Raw genomic sequence first — 19,911 nt, 5'->3', positions numbered from 1 at the left:
TACGACGCCGTCGGGTTCGACGCGGTGGTCATGACGAGGCCAGCCCGGTAACGGGGGGTCGGGCACCCGCCGGTAGGGTCCGACGGGGTAGCTTCCCGCGACTGTACGACGACCACGGCTCGGACCTGTACAGGTTCCGCAAGAACCGGACATCTTCCGCCCGTCCGTCGCGCACCCCGGACTGGACGTACGCCTGGGGAGTCGTGAAGGCCCGCTCAGCAGCAGAGCGCTTCACTAGACGATCGTCTTCTGAACGCCTACGGTTCCCAGCACCCCGTCCTGCTCCGACCCGTGAGAGATCGCATGCGTCCCCTGCGCCAGACCACCCCCTCCCCCCAGACCGGCCGTTGACGGTGGGGGCTGCGAAGATCACGGTCCTGCTGGTCAGCGACTTCCCCCTGTCAGCGATGCGTCGCGAACGGGCCGCCCTGGTCCAGCAGGCGAAGGCCTTCGCCGAGTCCGGGCACGTCGTCTGGGTCGCGACTCCCCCGACGAGCGACACCGCCGATCTACGGAAGTCCGGCGTCCGACTGGCCGAGGTCGAGCCGTCGATCACCGTCCCGGGGGCGGACCTGCCGGTGGTCCGCAACTCCGTCCGGGTACGCCGGTCCCTCGGCACGCTGATGTTCGAGGAGCGGATCGGTCTCGTCGTCACGCACTCGGACTTCGGTCTCGCCGCCGCTGCCCTGACCACAGCGCGCTCCCTCGGTCTGCCGACGATCCACACCGTGCACGGTTCCGCACCGTTCCGGGGGCGGACCGCGGCGGCGCTCGCCCCCCTCGCACAGCACACCCACCGCGTCGTGACCGGGCTCCGGCCCACACGGCACCGCACCACGGGGCGCGCCATGGACGACGCGCGCCGGAACATGACCATTGCCGTCTCCCGGGCCGCCGACGTCGTCGTCACCTCGACGACGCGACAGGCCGCGGTCCTGCGGGCCGCCGGCCTGCAAGAGGTACACGTCGTGCCCAACGCCCTCGGCAACCGACCGGTCACCCCATCGCCCCCGCCCGAGACCGGCCCGCTCCGCCTCGTCTGGGCGTCGCGCTTCACCCCGGACAAGCGCCTCGACGTCCTCTTCAACGCGATCCGGCTGGTCGAGATCCGGCTCGGGGCCCACGCCGTGCGGGTCGACGTCGCCGGCGGGACCGTCCCCCCGACCCGCACGCCGGTCTCGGTCCGGGTGCACGGCCGCCTGCCGCTGCAGGGCGTCCACGACCTGCTGCTCTGCGGGCACGCTGCGGTGGTCTGCTCGCTCGAGCACGACGGCCAGCCGATGACCGCGCTGGAGGCGTTCCGGGACCACCGTCCGGTAATCGTCTCCGACATCCGCCTGGCGAGCGAGTTCGGCTCCGCCGCCGTCCTGACCGACGACGAGACCGCGTTCGGACTCGCCACGACCATCATCGAACTCGCCTCCGACCGGGCACTGCTCGCTCCGCACACCGCCGCCGCGATCGAGCACGCCCGCCTCGGCACGTCGGAACGGCACACCGATCAGGTCCTCCGGCTGGTCGCCGGCAGCCGCCGGTCCTGAGTGCGGGCTCCCCCGCGAGCGCGCGCCGCCCTGGGCGCACCACGCGACGGACGGGAGGCACGGTGCGGGCCCGCCCCGTGCCTCCCGTCCGTAGGTGGTCGAGCAAGGAGAACGCCCCGATGAGGAGGGGGGATCTCATCGGGGCGTTCCGTTCGTGGGACCGCGTCAGGCGGCGAGACGCTCAGCGAGCGCCGTGGCGCGGGACCGGAGGTCCGCGTAGGTGGCCTCGTACGCGCCCGGCGTGCCGACGCGCGAGGGGTTCGGCAGCGACCAGTGCAGGCTGTCGCCGTCGTCGATCGACTCGTGCGCGCGGTCGCAGACCGTGACGACGAGGTCCCCGTCGGCGACGAGGTCGCGGAAGGCACGCGGGACGTGACGGCCGAGGTCGAGACCGTGGCGCTCGCCGACGGCGACCGCCCCCGGCGCGATGGCCGCGGCCGGACGCGTCCCGCCGGACAGGGACCGGACGTCGCTGACCTGCGCCCAGACGCCCGCGGCCAGCGGGGAGCGCGACGAGTTGCCGGTGCAGACGAACAGCACGCGGGACACCGGCCCCGGCACCGCCGCCGACCCGTGCGGGACACCGATCGGCTCGAGGTGCAGGTAGCTGCGTCGGCCGTCGCCGTCGGAGCGTCGGCGGCTGACGAGTCCGGCCTGTTCGAGGACCCGCAGGTGGTGTGCCAGCAGCGGCGCCGAGAGCCCGAGGGCGGCCCGCACCTCGCTCGGGCTGGCGTCGGACGCGGCGAGCAGGTCGACGATCGCCAGGCGGGCGACGTCGCCGAGGGCCGCGTGCTGCGCCGCGCGCCGCTCGATGTCCTGCTGCCGGATGTTCATCGGTTCAATGTTGACTGAACCATCTGCCGTCGTCAAGATGAGCGGGTGACGACGAGCCCCGAGCCCCTGCGGTCGTCCGTGACGTCGGTGTTCCTGGTGTTCCTGCGGCTCGGACTGACCTCGTTCGGCGGACCGGTCGCACACCTCGGGTACTTCCGCGAGGCCTTCGTGGTCCGGCGGCGCTGGCTGAGCGACGACGCCTACGCCGACCTCGTCGCGCTGTGCCAGTTCCTGCCCGGGCCGGCGTCGAGCCAGGTCGGGATGGCGCTCGGACTGCAGCGCGCCGGCCTGCTCGGGCTGCTCGCCGCCTGGTGCGGGTTCACGCTGCCGTCCGCGGTCCTGCTCGTGGCCTTCGCCCTCCTCGTGTCCGGAGCACCCGACCTGGCCGGAGCCGGCTGGCTGCTCGGACTGCAGGCCGCCGCCGCCGCGGTCGTGGCGCAGGCGGTGCTCGGCATGGCGCGCTCGCTCACACCGGACCGCCGTCGGGCGACCATCGCGGCCGCCGCTGCGATCACGGTGCTGCTCGTCCCCGGCCCGGGGCCGCAGGTCGCGGTGATCGCGGTGTGCGGCGTGGTCGGCGTGCTGTGGCTGAGTCGGGTCGTCGGCCCGGTCGACGAGGTCGCAGGCACCGAGGACGCCGGCTCCCAGCTCGCCGTGCGGCTCCCCCGCTGGGTCGCGGTGTCGGCGCTCGCCGCGTTCGCCGTCCTGCTCGTCGTGGCGCCGATCGCCGCGAGCGGCACCGGGGCCGTCCGCCTGTTCGGGGTCTTCGCGCAGGCGGGCTCACTGGTCTTCGGCGGCGGGCACGTCGTCCTGCCGCTGCTGGAGTCCCAGACCGTGGCCACACACCTGGTGGGGCACGCGGACTTCCTGGCCGGGTACGGTGCAGCACAGGCCGTACCGGGGCCCTTGTTCACCTTCGCCGCGTACCTCGGTGCCGTCGCCGACGGCAGTCCGAGCGGACTCCTCGGAGCGGCGGTGGCACTCGTCGCGATCTTCCTGCCGGCGGCGCTCCTGGTCGTCGGGGCGCTGCCGTTCTGGCACGCCCTGCGCGCCCTGCCGTGGGCACGCCGCGTGCTGGCCGGCGTCAACGCGGGGGTCGTCGGACTGCTCGCCGCCGCCCTGTGGGACCCCGTCATCACCGAGGGGGTCCGCTCGGCACCGGCACTGGCGCTCGCCGTCGCGGCCTTCATCGCCCTCACCCGCTGGTCCGCTCCCCCGTGGGCCGTCGTCATCGGAGCCGGCCTGCTCGGCGCCGTCGTCCTCTGATCGGAGCACCCCGCATGCCCACCGTCCTGTTCGTCTGCGTCCACAACGCCGGTCGCTCCCAGATGGCCGCCGGTTACCTGCAGCACCTGGCGGGTGACCGCGTCGACGTCCGGAGCGCCGGCTCCGAACCGGCCGACCAGCTCAACCCCGTGGTCGTCGCGGCCATGCTCGAGGAGGGCATCGACATCCGGAGCGAGCAGCCCGCGCTGCTCAGCACCGACGCGGTGCGCGCCGCGGACGTCGTGATCACCATGGGCTGCGGCGACGCGTGCCCGGTGTTCCCCGGCAAGCGCTACGAGGACTGGGAGCTGACCGACCCCGCCGGGCTCGGCCTCGACGCCGTCCGGCCGATCCGTGACGACGTGCGGGCGCGTGTGCAGGAGCTGCTCTCCGGGCTTGCGATCGCCTGAGCGACGGGGTGAGCCGTCCCACAGGTCCGGGCCGTCGATCACCAGCGGGAACGGGTCACGCTGGCAGCGCGCTCGCAGGTCAGCCTGGAGGCGCGCACGGCGACTGAGAGGCCGGTCACGGTCGCAGCGCGTGGCGGCTCCAGGGCACGAGCGGGCTTCCAGGGTCCGGTTCCATCGTTCTGGCGTGCAGACGACATCACTTCTCCCCATCATCGCCAAGGCGTGTGCGGTGGCAGCTCCGGTCGCCATCGCCGTGTCGCTCGTGGCCGGTCCGGCCGTGGCGGCACCCCTCCACACCTCCACCTCCACGACCTCCGCGCACCACACGGTCAACCGTGCAGCGCGGACGACCTCGGGCGGCACGTCCGTCTCACGGCTCGACCGTCGCGCCGAGCAGCGCAACGAGGCCACGGTCCGGCACCTGTTCCGGTGCGCGTTCCGGTCCCCCGGGTCCGCGAAGGCCCGTGCGACTGCTCGGACCGCCGTCGCGACCGGTGCCGTCGCCCACGGTGCGACGAGCGCCTCGGGTCCGTCCGCGTTGCTCGCCGAGTTCACCGCCGACCGCGCCCGGGTGCCCGGTGCCCACGCGGTGATCAAGCACGTCGCGGGGGACGCCGACCTGGTGGCCGTGCACTGGCAGATCACCGCGAAGCCGAAGGACGAACGCACCGGTGACGCCGCCGTCGACCTCTTCCGCATGCGCAACGGTCGCATCAGCGAGTGGTGGGCGCTCCGCCAGGCCGTACCGACCGGCACCCCGGCCAGCGGCAACACGAACAGCATGTTCAGCGACCTGTACCCGGCCGCGAAGCGCGACCGCCACCTGACCGAGCGGCAGGAGGAGCACAACCGGGTGCTCGCGGTGACCGCGTACGACCGACTGTTCCGCGACCACGACGTGTCCGTGCTGGACGAGCGGTTCGACCCGGCGTACCTGCAGCACAACTCGGTCGCGGCGAACGGCACCGCCGCGCTCGAGCAGTTCTTCGCCGGCAGCGCCGCGCAGAGCCTGCCGAAGCAGGAGTCCGTCATCTCACTCGCCGACGGCGACCTGGTGTGGACGTTCTCGAAGCAGGTCGGGGCGAAGGCCGACGCACCGTTCGGCGCCGCCGACCTGTTCCGCGTCGACGGCAACCTGATCCGCGAGCACTGGGACGTCGTCCCGACGAGCTGAGGCTCGACACCGGAGCCGCGCGTCTCAGGACGCGCGGCTCCGGTGCGCCCGCTCCTTGATCGCGGCGATCACCGCGGTCTTCGCGTCGGCGTACTCGTTCATGTCGCCCCAGCTCCGGTCGAGCAACTCCCGCTTGGTGCGCTCGTACAGCGCCCGGTCACAGGCGTCAGCGCGCAGGTGGTCCCGGAGCAGCAGGTACTCGTCGATCGCGGTGGCACCCCGCTCGTAGACGTGCACGTGGACGTCACGGGCGGGCGTCCGGACCAGGCGGTGGCCGGGTTCACGGACGCGGAGCTCGTACCCGGCGGCGAGCAGCGGGTCGAGGTACGTGGCCTCGTCGGTGATGTCGGGGACGACCACCACGATGTCGACGATCGGTTTCGCGGCCAGGCCGGGGACGGCCGTGGAGCCGATGTGCTCGACGACCGGAGCGTCCGTACCGGAGCCGGGGAGGGCCTCCAGGATGCGTCGCCGGTGGTCCGCGAAGACCGCAGCCCACCCGGCGTCCGGTGGGTGGAGGGTCACGGTGACCGGTTCCGGACCGCCGATGATCTCGACGGTCGTGACGTCCTGCCGGGGGTGGTCTGCGTCGTGGTGCACCCGGACATGATGGCAGCCTGCGGTCATGCGTGTCAGAGGGTCGGCGGGAACGCCGACCGGCGGCCGATCACGGTGAGGAGCGCCGCGACCGACCCGAACACGATCATCACCACGGCGAGCACCAGCCCGTCGAAGGCCGTCAGCAGGGCGGCCCCGAACAGGCCGGCGGCGAAGATCGCGATGTTGAACGCGACCGGCAGGAACGCGCTCGCGACGTCGGCATCCTCGCCCCCGGCGGTCGTCAGGGCGGCCTGCAGCTGCGTCGACGAACCACCGAAGCCGATGCCCCAGAGTCCAGCGGCCACCAGGACCGCGACCGGCGAGGTGTGCCCGACGAGCAGGACCACGCCGGCCAGCACGAACAGCCCGACGCTGCCGTGCAGCAGGGGTCGGGGGTGCCGGTCGAGCAGGGCGCCGGTCATGACGACGCCCAGGACCGCGGCGACGCCGTAGACCAGCAGCACCAGACCGGCGCTCAGGTCGGTGCCGGTCGCCCGGAGGTAGGGCGAGATGTACGTGTAGATCGTGTTGTGCGCCACCATCCACGTCGCGATCACGGCGAGGATGACCGCGATGCCGCGGATCCGGAACACCTTCACGACGGACAGCTTCGCGGCGCTCGTCTGCCCCGGGGCGTCCGGCACGAACAGCGCGATCAGCGCCAGGACCACCACGCCGACCAGGCTCAGCCCGACGAACGACGACCGCCAGCCCAGGGCGTTGCCGATGAAGGACCCGACCGGGGTGCCCAGCGCGAACCCCACCGGCGCGCCCGTCGAGACGATCGCGAGCGACACCCCGGCGAAGCGGGCCGGGCTGATCCGCCGGGCGTAGGTGGCGAACATGCCCCAGATCGTCCCCGACATCGCGCCCGCGACGAACCGGGTGACCAGCGCGACCGTGACGTTCGGGGCGAACGCCGTCAGGGTGTTCGCGACGAGCAGCACGGCGATGGCGGCCACGATGAGCGGCTTGCGGCGGAAGCCGCGGGTCAGGGCGATCGCCGGGACCGTGGCGATGACCGTGCCCATCGCGTACGCGCTGACGAACAGGCCGACCGTGCCCTCACTCGTGCCCATCCCGTCGGCGATCGCCGGCAGCAACCCGGCCGGCATCGTCTCCATGGCGACGAGGAGGAACCCGATCGCGGCGAGCAGGGCGAGCGGGAACCAGGGCAGTCGGCCGTCGGTCGCCCGGTCGGTCGTGGGGAGGTCGGAGGTCGTCGTGGTCACGGACCGACGGTAGGGGCAGGTGCCGCGGCACAGGGAGGTTCTGCAGGACCCCGTTTCGCCGGAGCCTCACTGGGCGCGGGGTGGTGGGGCTTCGATGGTGGTGTCCACCAACCGAGGGAGCCCCGATGCACTTCCGCACCAGACGCCGTCCCGCCGTGGGCCTGCACGTCGCGCTGGGTCCGCTCGCGCTGGCTCCGGTCGTCGTGCTGGTGGTAGGGGCGCTCGCCGGGTGCAGCGGCGTCGACCGCGCGGAGACGCCCGGGGCGGCGACTGCGACTGCGACTGCGACTGCAGCTCCCACGATCACCACCCCGACGGAGGCCGACCCCGTGCGCATCACCATCGAGCTCGACGGCGAGACCCTGACCGGCCGGTTGACCGACAGTGCGACGGCACGCGCGCTGGCAGCCCAGCTGCCGGCGACGCTGACGTTCGCCGACTACGGCGGCCAGGAGCAGATCGCTCGGCTCCCCGCGCCGCTCGACACCACCGGCGCCCCGAGCGCGAGCGATGCGCCGGCCGGCACCATCGCGTACTACGCGCCGGACCAGTCGATCGTCCTGTACTACACGGACGTCGGCAGCTTCTCGGGGATCGTGCCGATCGGCACCGTCGACGACGTCGCGGCGGTACGCGACCTGCCGTCCGGGGCCGCCACCGTCCGAGTGCGCGGCTGAGGTCCGTCCTCCTGCGGTCGACCACGCTCGACTCCGACGCGTGACGACAGCCCTTGCCTTTTCTGGCTACGGGTATTAGCTTTTGAGTTACTACCCGTAGCCGAAGGAGCCACGTCATGCTCGAACACCTGGACACCGAAGCTGGCACGATCGCCTACGACCTCTCCGGGACAGGGCCGCTCGTGGTCCTCGCCCACGGCATGGGCGACAGCCGGCGCGCCTACCGCTTCGTCGTGCCGGAGCTCGTCGCGGCCGGCTACCGGGTGGCGAACGTCGACCTCCGCGGCTGCGGCGACTCGAGCACGGGGTGGGCGGGCTACGAGCGCGCCGACATCGCTCGCGACCTCGTCGCGGTCGCCCGACACCTCGGTGGCCCGGCCGTGATCGTCGGGCAGTCCATCAGCGGGGGTGCGGCGACGATCGCCGCAGCGACCGCCCCGGACCTGGTCGCGGGCATCGTCGAACTGGCGCCGTTCACGCGCAAGCAGTCCGTCGACCTGGGCGGACTCCTGCGCAACCGCCGACACCGAGCCGGCACCGTCCAGCTCGCGCGGGTCATGACGAGCGGCAGCCTGCCCGGATGGCTCGCGTACCTCGACATCGCGGTCCCCGCCAAGCCCGCCGACTGGGCGACGGAGCGCAGCCGCATCGAGACGACCCTGCGGCAACCGGAGCGGATGGCGGTCCTCCGTGCCATGACCCGGACGTCACCCGCCGACGCCGGCGAGCAGCTGGGTGCTGTCCGGTGCCCCGTGCTGGTCGTCGAGGGCAGTGCCGACCCGGACTGGGCCGACCCCCGCGCCGAGGGCGAGCGGATCCTCGCCGACCTGCCCGACGGCCTCGGCGAACTCGCCGTGATCGACGGCGCCGGCCACTACCCCCACACCGAGACGCCGGCTGCACTCCTCGCCCTGCTGCTGCCGTTCCTCGCCCGCACGCTCCCCGCAGCAGGCCCCGTTGCCTAGGGCGGGGCTCGACCCGGCGACCGTCACCGACGCGGCGGCGACGCTGGCCGACGAGATCGGCCTCGCCCAGCTGAGCATGAGCGTCGTCGCCGACCGCCTCGGGGTGAAGGCACCGTCGCTGTACAAGCACGTGGACGGACTCGGCGACCTCACCCGCCGGATCGCGATCCTCGGGGCGAACGAACTCGGCGACGCACTCCGCGACGCCATGCAGGGACGCAGCGGCCGCAGCGCGATCGAGGCGGCGGTGCAGACCGTCCGCCGGAGCGTGCGGGAGCACCCGGCGCGGTACCAGGCGGCCGTGACCGTCCGGCCGACCGATGCCGAGGACCCCCTGGCGGTCGCACTCGGCCGCACCCTGGCCTCCTTCGCCGCGGCGCTCCGCGACCACCCACTCGACCCGGCTGACGAGGTCCACGCTCTCCGGGTGCTCCGCAGCGTCCTGCACGGGTTCGCCACGATCGAGGCGTCCGGCGGGTTCCAGATGGACACGGACGTCGATGGGAGTGCTGCGTGGATGGTCGACTTCCTGGACCGCGGCTTCCGTGCCGCGACGACACGATGACCGTCACCACGGCGGCGCGCCCGCCGATGCCCGTCGGTCACGGCCCGGTCGGTGGCGGCCTGCGGTTCCTGGCGGAGCTCGTCGCGTGGGTGGCCGTGCCCTGGGCGCTCTGGCCCCACTCGCCGATGCTCGCGATCGCCGCCGTGCTGCTCGTCGTCGTGCCGCCGGCGGTGTTCGGCACCCCGGGCGACCGCCCCGGCGGTGACCCGCCCGTCGCGGCACCGGGGATGGTCACGATCGCTTCGGTCCTCGCGCACCTCGTGGGGGCGGTCGCGGCAGCCTGGGCCGTGTGGCCGACGGCGGTCGCGATCGTCGTCACCGTCCTGTGCATCGCCGTCGTCGTCTCGGAACAGCCGCGGTGGCGCGCGCTGGTGCGGCGCGAGCGCGAGCGCACAGACGATCGTCTGGCCAAGCGGTAGCGTGAGCGTGGCGACTTCCGCCACAGCCGTCCACGAAGGGGTCGACCATGCCGCGGAGCACCGATCGGGTCCGGGCGTCTCCGATCGTCCTCGCCGTCGGGATCACCGCGCTCGCCGTCGCCTTCGCCCTGCCCGCGCCGACGCCGACCGCGCCGGGTCCCGAAACGCTCGGACTCGGGGCATCGGGGGCGCTCGGCGCCGCACTCGGGGCACCGGCCGTGACGAGCGGCGCGCACCGGTTCGCGATCCGCCCACCACGGACGGTCGGCAACAGCGGAGTCGTCAGGGTGCGGTTCGCAGGGGCGGGCACACCCGGTGCCGTCGTGGTCGTCCACTACGGCAGCCCCCGGGACGACTCCGGGAACGAGCGCGTCGCGGAGGTCGAGCCGGGCAGCAGCGCCGTCGGTTCCACCGGCCGGTTCGCCTTCACGGCAGCGCTGCCCGAACTGCCCCGTGACGCCGATCGGGCATCCTGGAGCGCCCGACTGATCGACCCCGCGTCACTGGCCGTCATCGGCCGCGTCGAGGGCGTCCACCTCGTCGAGCACACGGAGCGTTGACCACCGATCCACGGCCGGCTCGATGAGAGGGCGCGCAGGGTGCTGGCTCACGTCCCGTCCTGCGGATACGTTCGCTAGACGAACGTCTAGCCAGCAGTCAGCGGCGAGACCTGACCTCGAGGAGCCTCCGTGTCGACACCCCACCGAACCCCGTCATCCCGACCTGCGTCCATCGCACTCGGGGTCGCGCTGCTCCTGACCCTCGGACTCGCCGGCTGTTCCACGGCCGGATCCGCAGCACCCTCGCCCTCACCGTCCCCCGCCGCGCAGGGCGACGCACCCGCGATGACCGACTCGTCCCCCTCGGTCGACGTGACCGTCGCCGCGACGACCCTCGGCAAGGTCGTCGTCGACGGCAAGGGCATGACCGCCTACTACTTCGACGCCGACGTCAAGGGCTCCGGCAAGAGCTCCTGCACCGGTGGCTGCGCCACCGCGTGGCCCGCGATCGAGGCGACGACGGCGACACCGAAGGTGTCCGGCATCACCGGCAAGGTCGGCACCATCACGGGCGTGGACGGCGGACGGCAGATCACGATCGACGGCCGACCGATCTACACGTTCGTCGGGGACAAGAAGGCCGGTGACGTGACGGGTCAGGGCGACAAGGGCGTCTGGTACGTCGTGAACCCGGACGGCACCGAGCAGAAGAAGTAGGCCCGGCGGGACGGCAGGGATGCCGGGACCGCCGGGGTCACTCCTCGGCCGGGCCTGGGTCCCCGCCCACCCGCACGGGCTGCACCTGCTCGAGCAGCGCGTGCACACCCGGCAGCCCGACCCCGGTGAACAGCGCCGCCCACAGATCCCGGAGCTGCCCCTCGGTGTCCCGCGTCAGCCGCGCGCTCGTCCGGGCCCACATCACCCCGAAGGTCGACGTCAGCACCAGGTCCGCCGCACGTGCCCACTCGGGGTCGGCGGCAGGGCCGGCGCCGCCAGTCGCAGCCGAGAGATGACCACGGACGTAGTCGTCCCAGACGAAGGTGCGCGGGAGTGCCTCCCCCGCTCCGCGAAGTTCGTGGCTCAGGCGGATGGCCCCGGCAGCGACCGAGCACCGCATCGCGTCCGAACAGGCGGACGTGAGCATCACGAGCAGGTGCTCCAGCCCCGCGGGCTGATCGATCCACGAGTCGATCGCCGCCCAACGCGCCTGCTGCCGCTCGATGACGGCGAAGGCGAGTTCGTGCTTGGACGAGAACACGTGGTAGCCGATCGCCGACTTCGGGCGGTCCATCGCGGCGGCGACCCGGGCGAACGAGGTCCCCGCGTAGCCGTGACTGGCGAACGCCGCCGCCGCAGCCTCGATGATCTGCTCGCGGGTCCGGGTCTTCGCCTGCTGCCGCTGGTTCATCGCACTCCTCGGTCGGGTCTTGTTCATCATACGAACGTCTGACCAGGCGAGGGCGGCAGTCATGCCGAGTGCGATGCCTCCGATCCCCTCAGCTTCAAGATTTCGCTAGACGATCGTCTGACGCATTGTTAGCGTTCACGCACACCGAGCCACCCCGGCCCGCACCCCCACGAACCGAGGAGTCCCCATGCGTTCCACCCCGTCCACCCACCGCTCCCCGTCGGTCCGCCGATTGACCGTGCTCGCGACGTGCGTCACCCTCGGCGGTGCGCTCGCTGCCGGCGTCCTGGTCCCCGCACAGGCCGGAGCCGCCACGATCTCCCACACGACGCACGCCACACACACATCGCCTCGGGCTGCGGCCGTGGCGTTCACCGCGAAGACCCACGGCGGGCCCGACCGGACGAGCTTCACCGACATCACCTTCGCCGGGACCGGGAAGCCCGGCACCCTGGTCATCGTCTACTACGACGCACCGGGCAAGCCGCGCGGCCTGTTCAACAAGCACATCGCCGAAGTCACCTCGGGGCACGACGTCGTCAGTGCCAGCGGCCACTACCGCTTCACCGCAGCGTTCCCGGACCTGCCGCGCGGTACGACGACGTTGCACTGGCACGCCCGTCTCAGCGACCCGGACACCCTGTCGGTGATCGGACGCGTCAACGGCACCCGCACGCTCGGCTGACCCGTGTCCCGCCACGCGCAACCGATGCTCGTCCGCACCCTGGCCGTCGCCGTGTCCCTGGCGGCCGTCGTCGGGGCCACCCTCGCCTGGGTCCCGTCGGCCTCGGCCACCACGAGCGCCCCCGACCGGGTCGCAGCGCCGATCATCGCCGGCACCGAGGTCGGGGTCCCCGGTGGGTCCTGCACCGTCGGTGCCGTGCTGGCCGCCAAGGGGTTCCGGAGCCAGCTCGAGCAGTACCAGCGGGCGACCCGGTGGGTCGTGCTCGCGAAGCACTGCGCGCCGCTGCAAGCGCCCGTGCAGCTCGACGGCGCGACCGTCGGCAGCGTGGTCTGGCAGTCCGCGGAGTCGGACCTCGAACTCGCCGTCGTCCCGCCCCTGGCGTGCACCCGTGCCCGGGCGGCGAGCGGTTCCTGCGACCCGTCCGTCGCGACCTTCACCCCACGGGCATCCGGTCGCGTGTTCACCCGCGTCGACGGGGTCCTCGCACGGGCAGCCGTCACCGGCACCGGTCGGCCGGACGCGGATCCCTTCTGCAGCAGCGGCGCGGTGAGCGGCGTGCTGTGCTCCTGGACCCCCACAGGCGTCCCTGCGGGGAGCGGAGCCGACTCCCGACACCTCGCCGCCGCACGCTCCACCGTGGGCGTGGGCGTCGCGCCGGGTGACGCCGGCGGACCGGTGCTCAGCGCCACGAACCGGCTCTACGGGATCATCTCGGGCAGCTCGACGACGACAGCGACCAGCACGACCGTGATGCTCTACACACCCGTGCAGCAGATGCTCACCGAGCTGTTCCGGTACCGGCTGGCCCCTGCCTCCTGAGTGGGCCGCGGACGGGTCGACACCCGCCCACGGCCGGGTGGGCGACTGAGCGCTGCCTCATCACCCGGACACGCCCCGGCCACCTCGCCGCCACACCGCCGACGACCCGCGCCGCGATCCTGCGGGGAGCCGGACGGCACCACGTCCGGCTCCCCACGACCCCCGGGTCCTGATCAGATCGAGGTTGCCCCGTGTCCCCGCTCCGCCGCTCCCCACTCACCCGCTCCCCGCGCACCACCCGCGTCGCCGCGACCGCCCTCGCCGGCCTGGCCGTCGTCGCCTCCGCCGCGTTCTCCGTCACAGCAGCCCACGCCGACGACACGCTGCAGCCGGCGTTCACCGGCGCCGACCACCCGATCACCGACGTCCCCGGACTTGTCAACGGTCGCGAGCTCGCCGCGGTCCACGGCCGGTCCGGTCAGACCGTGAACGCCCCGCGCCTGATCCGTTCGGAGTCATTGGACAAGGTCACCCCGGCCGGTGCCACGGCCCTGGCCGACGAGTACCACGTCGACCTCGTCGTCGATCTGCGCACCCCGTCCCAGATCGCCGCGAAGCCGGACGTCGCGATCCCCGGCGCACGACACGTCGACATCTCGATGTTCGGCGCGGACGGCGACTACAGCGACGACACCGCGATGTACCACGACCTGGTCGACAAGGGACGGGTCGACCAGGCGACACCCGGGTCGATGATCACCGCCTACCGCCGGGTGCTCCGGGTCCTCGCCACGCACACCGGTGGCACGGTCCTGATCCACTGCTCGCACGGCATGGACCGCACCGGCACCGTGGTGGACCTGCTCGACCGGATCCTCGGCGTCGACAGCGCGGACATCCTGCACGACTACCTGCTCTCGAACACGCAGCTCGGGGTGACCTGGGCCACACCGCAGCTGCTGCAGGGCACCTTCGAGCAGGACATCGCGACCGAGTACGGCGGCACGGGCTCGTACCTGGCCGACACGATCGGCGTGACCAAGCACGAGGCCGCCGCCCTGCGCGAGCGTTTCCTCGTGTCGAACGACGCCACCGTGTCCTCGATCGCGGTCGCGGGCGTGCGTGTCCACCTGCCAGCCGCTGCCTCGTCGCACGGCGCGACGGTCACAGCCCCAGTCCGGACACTGCGCGTCGCCGACGTCCACGTGCACACCACGAACCCGAACGCGGTCACGAGCGTGCACGTCTCCGGCCGCACCGCGCACATCACCGTCACCGCCCAGGACGGCACCACGACCAAGGGGTACCGCCTGACCGTTCGTCGAACGACGGCGCACCGCTGACCATGAGCGGATGGCCGGGCGTCCTCAGCGCACCAGGCAGATCGTGCTGAAGTCGACGTCGGGACCGGGCCGCGTGTACGACAAGCCGCTCTCGAGCCAGTCGGCTGTCGGCGCGATCTGGCCGGGGACCATGTCCGCTTCGGAGCGGGCACCGATGCCCTCGGATGCCCAGTACGCGCGGACGCCGGCCACGTCACGGTTGGCGCCCTCGATCAGCGTGTGGTCCTCGGGCAGGAGTTCCTCGCCGTGTTCGTCGGTGTAGTTGTTCGGGTGGTACCAGTACCGCCACCGGACTCCCTGGTGCGCGTTCGACAGCTGGCACTCCTCGCTGTACGCACCACCGGCTCGCTCACCATCGCGGTAGGCGGACTTCCGGTCGCCGCCGAGGATCCGCACGGTGCGGTCCCCGATCCGCTCGAGCGTGGCCCGGGCGTCGCCGTCGGCGAAGTGCCGCTCGGCGGCGGTCGCCGGCTGCGCCCACTGCCGGGCGTCGGTGGCCATGCTCCGCAGCTGCGACGTCAGGACCAGGCCGTTCCACGGCACGGCGATGACCAGCACCACGATCGCCGCGACCACGGCGGCCAGCGAGTGCCGCGGTGCACGCCGCCGAGCCCGGACCTGCACGACGAGCACGACCACGGGGATCCCCACGGCGAGCACGGCGCCGATCACCAGCCGTGCCAACACGCCCACGGCGCCCAGCCGGTCGTCCATCGACCCGAAGTCGCGCGCCAAGTACGCCCCGATCTGGACCGCCCAGCTCACGACGAGCAGCACCGGCAGCACGAGCGCGATGGCGATCGCGTTGCCCCGCCCCGTCGTCGGGCCCTTCCCCTGGTCTCGCCAGTCCTGCTGTTCCGTGCCCATACCGGCCCCCGCCCCCGTGGTGTCGGGACCATCCTGTCAGCAGAACGCGCCCCGGGCCCGCGGGCGACGCCTCCGCCCCACCCCCGAAGCGGTGGTGCCCCAGCGGCCCCTGTTCCTGCCAGGATGACCGACGTGACCACGACCACGCCTCGCGCCGATCCCGACGCCGCTGCCGACGGCTTCGAAGGCGGCTGGTTCCGCATCGACGACGACCTGGAGCACCTGGACGACGTCGTGTGGCGACCCGCCACGGACGCGGACGACACAGCTCCCACCCCCGGCCCTGCCGCCGTCATCGTCGGTGGCGAGCCGCGCGAGCTCGTCGGTTCGACGCTGCCGTTGGCGCAGCTGGCGGAAATCGACGTGGCACGTCAACGCACCGTGCGGAAGCTCTGGCTCAGCCCGATCACCATCGTGGTGTGCCTGCTCGTCGTGACCGCGCTCGAGGTCTCGGGGCTGCCGTGGCGCACGGACCTCGGTCGGCAGCTCCTGGTCGGACTCGGTGCGATCGTCCCGGTCGACGCGCTCTGCACCGCGATCTGGTGGCGGATCACCCGTGACCCCTCGGGCGCCGTCGTCCGCAAGATGGGCGGACACCGGACCCGCCAGCAGTACGACCAGCAGCGCGCCGTCCTCGAACGCTGACCGCGCGCCGCGAGCCCTCACCGAACCGGTGAGGGCGACGGCGACGTCGACGGCGACGGCGACGGCCGCACCCCGCGCCCAGGCCGGAGCACCGCGTCCACCCGCTCACGGTCGAGCGCGCCCTGCCACCGCGCCACCACGAGCGTCGCGACGCAGTTGCCGAGCAGGTTGACGCTCACCCGCATCGCGTCCATGATCCGGTCGGCACCGAGCAGCAGCGCGACGCCCGCGACCGGGAACAGCCCGAGGCTCGTCGCCGTCGCGGACAGCGCGAGGAACGACGATCCCGGCACCCCGGCCATGCCCTTCGACGTCAGCAGTAGCACCCCGAGGGCGGCGACCTGCTGCTCGAGCGTCAGCGGCACCCCGAACGCCTGGGTCAGGAACAGCAGCGAGATCGACAGGTAGATCGCCGCCCCGTCGAGGTTGAACGAGTACCCCGTCGGCACGACGAGCCCGGCGACACTGCGGGAAACGCCGACCTCGGTGAGCCGGGTGATCATCCGCGGCAGCACCGCCTCGATCGACGCCGTCCCCAGGGCCAGCCCGAACTCCGCGCGGGTGTGCCAGACGAACCGCCAGATCGGCACCCCGGACAGCAGCCGCCCGCCGACGAGCAGCGCCACGATGAACACCGCCGCGGCGCCGTAGCAGGCGGCGATGAGGAGTCCGTACGACCCCAGGGTGTCGATGCCGTACTGCCCCACCACGTACGCCATCGCCCCGAACGCACCGAGCGGCGACAGACGCATCACCCAGCCCAGGATGCGGTAGACGACCTCGAGGCACAGGTCGAGGCCCCGGACCAGCGGCCGCGCACGGTCACTCCCGATCGCTGCGACGGCCGCTCCGACGAACACCGCGAAGACGAGCACCTGCAGGATGTCGTTGGTCGCGAACGCGTTCGCGACGCTCGACGGGATGAGGTCGAGGATGAAGGTCCCCGCGTCCGGAGCCGTGCCGCCCGCGGTCTTCGCCGCGACGGCCGAGGCGTCGAGCGACGACGGGTCGATCCGCAGGCCGGCCCCGGGCCGCACGAGGTTGCCGACCAGCAGCCCGAACACGAGCGCGCACGACGACGCGAGCAGGAAGTAGATCATCGCCTTGCCGGCGATCCGTCCCACGGACCGCAGATCGCCGACGTGCACGATGCCCGTCACCACGACGATGAACACGAGCGGCGCGATCACCATCTCGATCAGCCGGATGAACCCCTGCCCGACCACGTTCAGCACCGGCGCTGCCGCGGGGAAGCAGACCCCGACGGCGATGCCGAGGGCCACCCCGATCGCGATCTGCACGAACAGCGAGTGGTACCAGCGAGCGGGAGCACGATCCGTGGCGGTGACGTCCATGCATCCACCCCACCGCGCGCGTGTTTCGTCGACGTTGCGATCCTGTTCCCACCTGCCGCGCCGCGTGCCCACCGAAACAGGTGGCTGGCCCGCGCGTGACGGCCCACGTCCTGGGCCGTCACGACACGGGCTGGAGGCCCGGTGCCAGCTGGCACCGGGCCTCCAGTCCGTCATCCACTCACGTCGCGGGCCGCACGCGCCACCGCGGGCAGCTCGCTGCCGTTCGCCTCGACCGCGCGCCTCACGAGCATGCCGACCGTCACCAGGGTGCCGATGCTCGAGGACTCTCACCCACTCCCAGTCCGTGCCGCGCCACGCGCGTGCTCGCCGCACCTACGCTCCGAACGTCCGGCCATCCCCCGACGGAAGCGGCCCCCGTGTCCTCGTACCTGCTCTGTGCCCCGCCCGTCTACGGCCACCTCGCGCCCCTTGTCGAGGTCGGACGCACCCTCACCGAGCGCGGCCACGAGATCACCGTGCTGACGGGGTCCAAGTACCGCGAGCTCGTCGTCGGAGCCGGGCTCCGCTTCGTGGCCCTGCCTGCTGACGCCGACTTCGACGACGCCGACCTGCAGGACCGGCTCGCCGACGCCACTGCTGCACGCGGAATCGCGGTCGTCCGCGAGGGCATCATCGCCATGTTCGTCCGGCCGATCCCCTCCCAGTACCGCGCGCTGACGGCCCTGCTGGCAACGAGCCGGTTCGACGCGGTGCTCGGCGAGGCGACGTTCACCGGGCTCGCCCCGTACCTCGCGCTGCCGCCGGGCGACCGCCTGCCCGTGCTCGGGATCGCGACCACCCCGGTGACGCTCACCAGCGTCGACGCCGCCCCCTTCGGCACCGCGCTCGCGCCGGGTCGCGGGCCGTTGGCTCGCGTGCGCAACCGACTGCTGACGGCGGCGATCCGCCCCGTCCTCACCCGGCCGCTGCAGCAAGCCGTCGACGCCGTGCTCGCCGAGATGGGGGCACCGCCGTCGCAGATCGGGACGTTCGACTTCGCGTACCGCGCGTTCGACACCCTGTTCCAGCTGAGCGTCGCGGAGCTCGAGTACCCGCGCCGCGAGCTCCCCGACTCGGTCCGGTTCGTCGGTCCGGTCGTGACCCGCACGGCGCCGACGGCCGAGGCCGACCTGCCCTCGTGGTGGGACGACCTGGACACCGACACCCCGGTGGTGCTCGTGACCCAGGGCACGATCGACACCGTCGACCTCGGCCGGCTCCTCGCGCCGACCCTGCGCGCGCTGGCGGACGAGGACGTCCTCGTCGTCGCGACCACGGGTGGCCGCCCGGTCGACCAGGTCGAACGGGCGCTCGGCACGGCGCTGCCCGCGAACGCCCGGGTGGCGACCTTCCTGCCCTACGACCAGCTGCTGCCGCGGTGCAGCGTCGTCGTCACGAACGGCGGGTTCGGCGGGGTGCAGCGTGCCCTCGCACATGGCGTGCCGCTGGTGGTCGCCGGGTCGACGGAGGACAAGCCGGAGGTCGCCGCCCGGGTCGCGTGGGCCAGGTGCGGGCGGAACCTGCGCTCGGGGACACCGCGGCCACACGCGATCCGTCGGGCGGTCCGCGAGGTCCTGGCGTCGCCGGCCCACCGCGCCCGCGGCCGTCGGGTCGCGGCGTCGATCGCGGCCCTGCCCGACCCCGTCGACGTCATCGAGGCCGGGCTGGCGGCGGCGGTCGCAGCCGCCGCGGACCGCACCCTGCGACGCTGATCCCGCCTGCCGGCCCACGTCGTGGGGTCGCGCAGATGCGGACAGGAGGCGCGGTGCCAGCTGCCACCGCGCCTCCCGTCCGGCTCATCCCGCGTCGTCGTGCCCGGCGCGGTCCCGCGGTGCCGGTGCGGACGCCGTCCGGATCCGGAGCGGCACGGTCCCCGCGACGTACCGGTCGTCGCCGGCCTCGAGCGGGCGGCCGTCCTCGGCGGTGCTGGACCGACGCACCTGCAGGAGCGCCGCGCCGGGCCGGACACCGAGGAGCGCGGCGTCGGCGTCGTCGGCCAACAGCGCGTCCACGGTGGTGACGGCGGAACCGACCCGGATGCCGAACCGGTCCTCCAGGGTCGCCGACACCGACGTCTGCCCACCGGGGATCGTCCTGATGACGGCTGCGACCCACGGGGCGTAGGCGGTGCGCTCGAGCATGACATCGACACCGTCGAGGGACCGCACCCGCACGACGTGCAGGACGGGCTCGTCGTGCGCGGCGCGGAAGACGCGCCGCTCACGCACGGTTGCCGGCCGTTCCTCGACCGCCACCACACGCCCACCCGGCTCGTGCCCCCGTGCCCTGGCCGACTGGCCGAAGGACTCGAGCGCGCCGGCGTCGTGACCGAGCGTCGTGGTGCGGACGCGCCAGCGGGAGCCGGAACGTGCCGTCAGGACCTGCCGGTCGCGGAGCAGCCCGAGCGCGTTCCGCACGGTGCCCCGCGCAACGGCGTAGTCGGCGGCGAGGTCGTGCTCGCCCGGCAGGACGCCGGTGGCGTCGAACTCACCGCGGAGCACCCGGTCGGCGATGTCCTCGGCGATGTCCCGGAACAGTGGTCGCACCCGGTGATCCTCCCGCGCTGCGGCTCGAGCTGTCCAGGTGCGTCGGAGTTCTCGTGGATCGGCCTCGGAACCACAGGGCCGAGCCGCGGCGCACCTGGACAGGTCGATCCCGACTCCACC

General features: G+C 73.0%; 22 protein-coding genes. 15 read left to right on the top strand and 7 right to left on the bottom strand.

The genetic code is table 11. The annotated features are described in order from the left end of the window. The first annotated feature begins 407 nt into the window (after nt 1–407). Nucleotides 408–1,541 (top strand): glycosyltransferase family 4 protein, encoded by a 1,134-nt coding sequence (locus tag KK087_RS05640; RefSeq protein ID WP_214564485.1) that lies wholly within the window; start codon nt 408–410, stop codon nt 1,539–1,541. Nucleotides 1,542–1,706: 165 nt separating this feature from the next. Here the strand turns inward: KK087_RS05640 and KK087_RS05635 are convergent, their stop codons facing one another. After that, nucleotides 1,707–2,375 carry an arsenate reductase/protein-tyrosine-phosphatase family protein gene (locus tag KK087_RS05635; protein WP_214564484.1) on the bottom strand — a complete coding sequence of 223 codons (669 nt, stop codon included), beginning with the start codon at nt 2,373–2,375 and terminating at the stop codon, nt 1,707–1,709. Nucleotides 2,376–2,420: 45 nt separating this feature from the next. On the opposite strand from KK087_RS05635, the gene chrA reads away from it, so the two are divergent. The 3 genes from chrA to KK087_RS05620 all read left to right on the top strand — a co-directional run bounded on the left by chrA (nt 2,421) and on the right by KK087_RS05620 (nt 5,225). Beyond that, complete coding sequence (gene chrA, locus KK087_RS05630; protein WP_214564483.1) at nt 2,421–3,641, top strand: chromate efflux transporter; 1,221 nt, start codon at nt 2,421–2,423, stop codon at nt 3,639–3,641. 14 nt (nt 3,642–3,655) lie between these two features. Then, the gene (locus KK087_RS05625) at nt 3,656–4,051 is read left to right on the top strand and encodes an arsenate reductase ArsC (RefSeq protein ID WP_214564482.1); all 396 of its coding nucleotides are present in this window, start codon (nt 3,656–3,658) and stop codon (nt 4,049–4,051) included. Between the two features lie 229 nt (nt 4,052–4,280). Next, entirely contained in the window at nt 4,281–5,225 is a 945-nt protein-coding gene (locus KK087_RS05620; protein WP_214564481.1) for a nuclear transport factor 2 family protein, read from the top strand. 24 nt (nt 5,226–5,249) lie between these two features. Here KK087_RS05620 and KK087_RS05615 read toward each other — a convergent pair whose 3' ends face one another. Both KK087_RS05615 and KK087_RS05610 read right to left on the bottom strand, forming a co-directional pair. Then, entirely contained in the window at nt 5,250–5,825 is a 576-nt protein-coding gene (locus tag KK087_RS05615; RefSeq protein WP_307860002.1) for a GrpB family protein, read from the bottom strand. 32 nt (nt 5,826–5,857) lie between these two features. Next, nucleotides 5,858–7,057, bottom strand: coding sequence for an MFS transporter (locus tag KK087_RS05610; RefSeq protein ID WP_307860001.1), 1,200 nt, complete (start codon nt 7,055–7,057; stop codon nt 5,858–5,860). A 329-nt stretch (nt 7,058–7,386) separates the two neighbouring features. Here KK087_RS05610 and KK087_RS17840 point away from each other — a divergent pair, with 329 nt between their 5' ends. The 6 genes from KK087_RS17840 (at nt 7,387) to KK087_RS05580 (ending at nt 10,900) form a co-directional block, all read left to right on the top strand. Beyond that, nucleotides 7,387–7,734 (top strand): cyclophilin-like fold protein, encoded by a 348-nt coding sequence (locus KK087_RS17840; protein WP_214564479.1) that lies wholly within the window; start codon nt 7,387–7,389, stop codon nt 7,732–7,734. A gap of 116 nt (nt 7,735–7,850) precedes the next feature. Beyond that, nucleotides 7,851–8,699: an alpha/beta fold hydrolase gene (locus KK087_RS05600; RefSeq protein ID WP_214564478.1), complete on the top strand. Its 849-nt coding sequence runs from the start codon at nt 7,851–7,853 to the stop codon at nt 8,697–8,699. Continuing rightward, a complete protein-coding gene (locus KK087_RS05595; protein ID WP_214564477.1) occupies nt 8,692–9,264 on the top strand; it encodes a TetR/AcrR family transcriptional regulator in 573 nt (190 codons plus the stop codon). Before KK087_RS05600 ends, KK087_RS05595 begins: the two co-directional genes overlap by 8 nt. Beyond that, nucleotides 9,261–9,683, top strand: a complete 423-nt coding sequence (locus tag KK087_RS05590) for a hypothetical protein (protein ID WP_214564476.1) — start codon at nt 9,261–9,263, stop codon at nt 9,681–9,683. The genes KK087_RS05595 and KK087_RS05590 overlap by 4 nt, the downstream gene beginning before the upstream one ends. 47 nt (nt 9,684–9,730) lie before the next feature. Next, nucleotides 9,731–10,243: a hypothetical protein gene (locus tag KK087_RS05585; RefSeq protein WP_214564475.1), complete on the top strand. Its 513-nt coding sequence runs from the start codon at nt 9,731–9,733 to the stop codon at nt 10,241–10,243. A 285-nt stretch (nt 10,244–10,528) separates the two neighbouring features. After that, a complete protein-coding gene (locus KK087_RS05580) occupies nt 10,529–10,900 on the top strand; it encodes a COG4315 family predicted lipoprotein (protein ID WP_250900854.1) in 372 nt (123 codons plus the stop codon). Nucleotides 10,901–10,937: 37 nt separating this feature from the next. Here the strand turns inward: KK087_RS05580 and KK087_RS05575 are convergent, their stop codons facing one another. Further along, on the bottom strand, nt 10,938–11,591 hold the full coding sequence (locus KK087_RS05575) for a TetR family transcriptional regulator (protein WP_250900853.1): 654 nt from the start codon (nt 11,589–11,591) through the stop codon (nt 10,938–10,940). A gap of 187 nt (nt 11,592–11,778) precedes the next feature. Here KK087_RS05575 and KK087_RS05570 point away from each other — a divergent pair, with 187 nt between their 5' ends. The 3 genes from KK087_RS05570 (at nt 11,779) to KK087_RS05560 (ending at nt 14,378) form a co-directional block, all read left to right on the top strand. Then, a complete protein-coding gene (locus KK087_RS05570; RefSeq protein WP_214564472.1) occupies nt 11,779–12,276 on the top strand; it encodes a hypothetical protein in 498 nt (165 codons plus the stop codon). Between the two features lie 24 nt (nt 12,277–12,300). Next, on the top strand, nt 12,301–13,095 hold the full coding sequence (locus KK087_RS05565) for a trypsin-like serine protease (RefSeq protein ID WP_214564471.1): 795 nt from the start codon (nt 12,301–12,303) through the stop codon (nt 13,093–13,095). A 191-nt stretch (nt 13,096–13,286) separates the two neighbouring features. Further along, on the top strand, nt 13,287–14,378 hold the full coding sequence (locus tag KK087_RS05560) for a tyrosine-protein phosphatase (protein ID WP_214564470.1): 1,092 nt from the start codon (nt 13,287–13,289) through the stop codon (nt 14,376–14,378). Between the two features lie 24 nt (nt 14,379–14,402). Here KK087_RS05560 and KK087_RS05555 read toward each other — a convergent pair whose 3' ends face one another. Beyond that, entirely contained in the window at nt 14,403–15,245 is an 843-nt protein-coding gene (locus KK087_RS05555) for a hypothetical protein (protein ID WP_214564469.1), read from the bottom strand. A gap of 132 nt (nt 15,246–15,377) precedes the next feature. Between KK087_RS05555 and KK087_RS05550 the strand changes: the two genes are divergently transcribed. Continuing rightward, nucleotides 15,378–15,890, top strand: a complete 513-nt coding sequence (locus KK087_RS05550) for a hypothetical protein (RefSeq protein ID WP_214564468.1) — start codon at nt 15,378–15,380, stop codon at nt 15,888–15,890. Between the two features lie 17 nt (nt 15,891–15,907). Here the strand turns inward: KK087_RS05550 and KK087_RS05545 are convergent, their stop codons facing one another. Then, the gene (locus KK087_RS05545; RefSeq protein WP_214564467.1) at nt 15,908–17,245 is read right to left on the bottom strand and encodes a cation:dicarboxylate symporter family transporter; all 1,338 of its coding nucleotides are present in this window, start codon (nt 17,243–17,245) and stop codon (nt 15,908–15,910) included. A gap of 377 nt (nt 17,246–17,622) precedes the next feature. Here KK087_RS05545 and KK087_RS05540 point away from each other — a divergent pair, with 377 nt between their 5' ends. Further along, nucleotides 17,623–18,957: a nucleotide disphospho-sugar-binding domain-containing protein gene (locus KK087_RS05540; RefSeq protein ID WP_214564466.1), complete on the top strand. Its 1,335-nt coding sequence runs from the start codon at nt 17,623–17,625 to the stop codon at nt 18,955–18,957. 84 nt (nt 18,958–19,041) lie between these two features. Here KK087_RS05540 and KK087_RS05535 read toward each other — a convergent pair whose 3' ends face one another. Further along, complete coding sequence (locus tag KK087_RS05535) at nt 19,042–19,791, bottom strand: GntR family transcriptional regulator (RefSeq protein WP_214564465.1); 750 nt, start codon at nt 19,789–19,791, stop codon at nt 19,042–19,044. Nucleotides 19,792–19,911 lie beyond the last annotated feature (120 nt).

This window comes from Curtobacterium aurantiacum (assembly GCF_018598555.1).
Lineage (GTDB): Bacteria > Actinomycetota > Actinomycetes > Actinomycetales > Microbacteriaceae > Curtobacterium > Curtobacterium aurantiacum.
The sequence above is the reverse complement of the archived record's forward strand: the minus strand, read 5'-3'. Positions and strand labels throughout refer to the sequence as shown.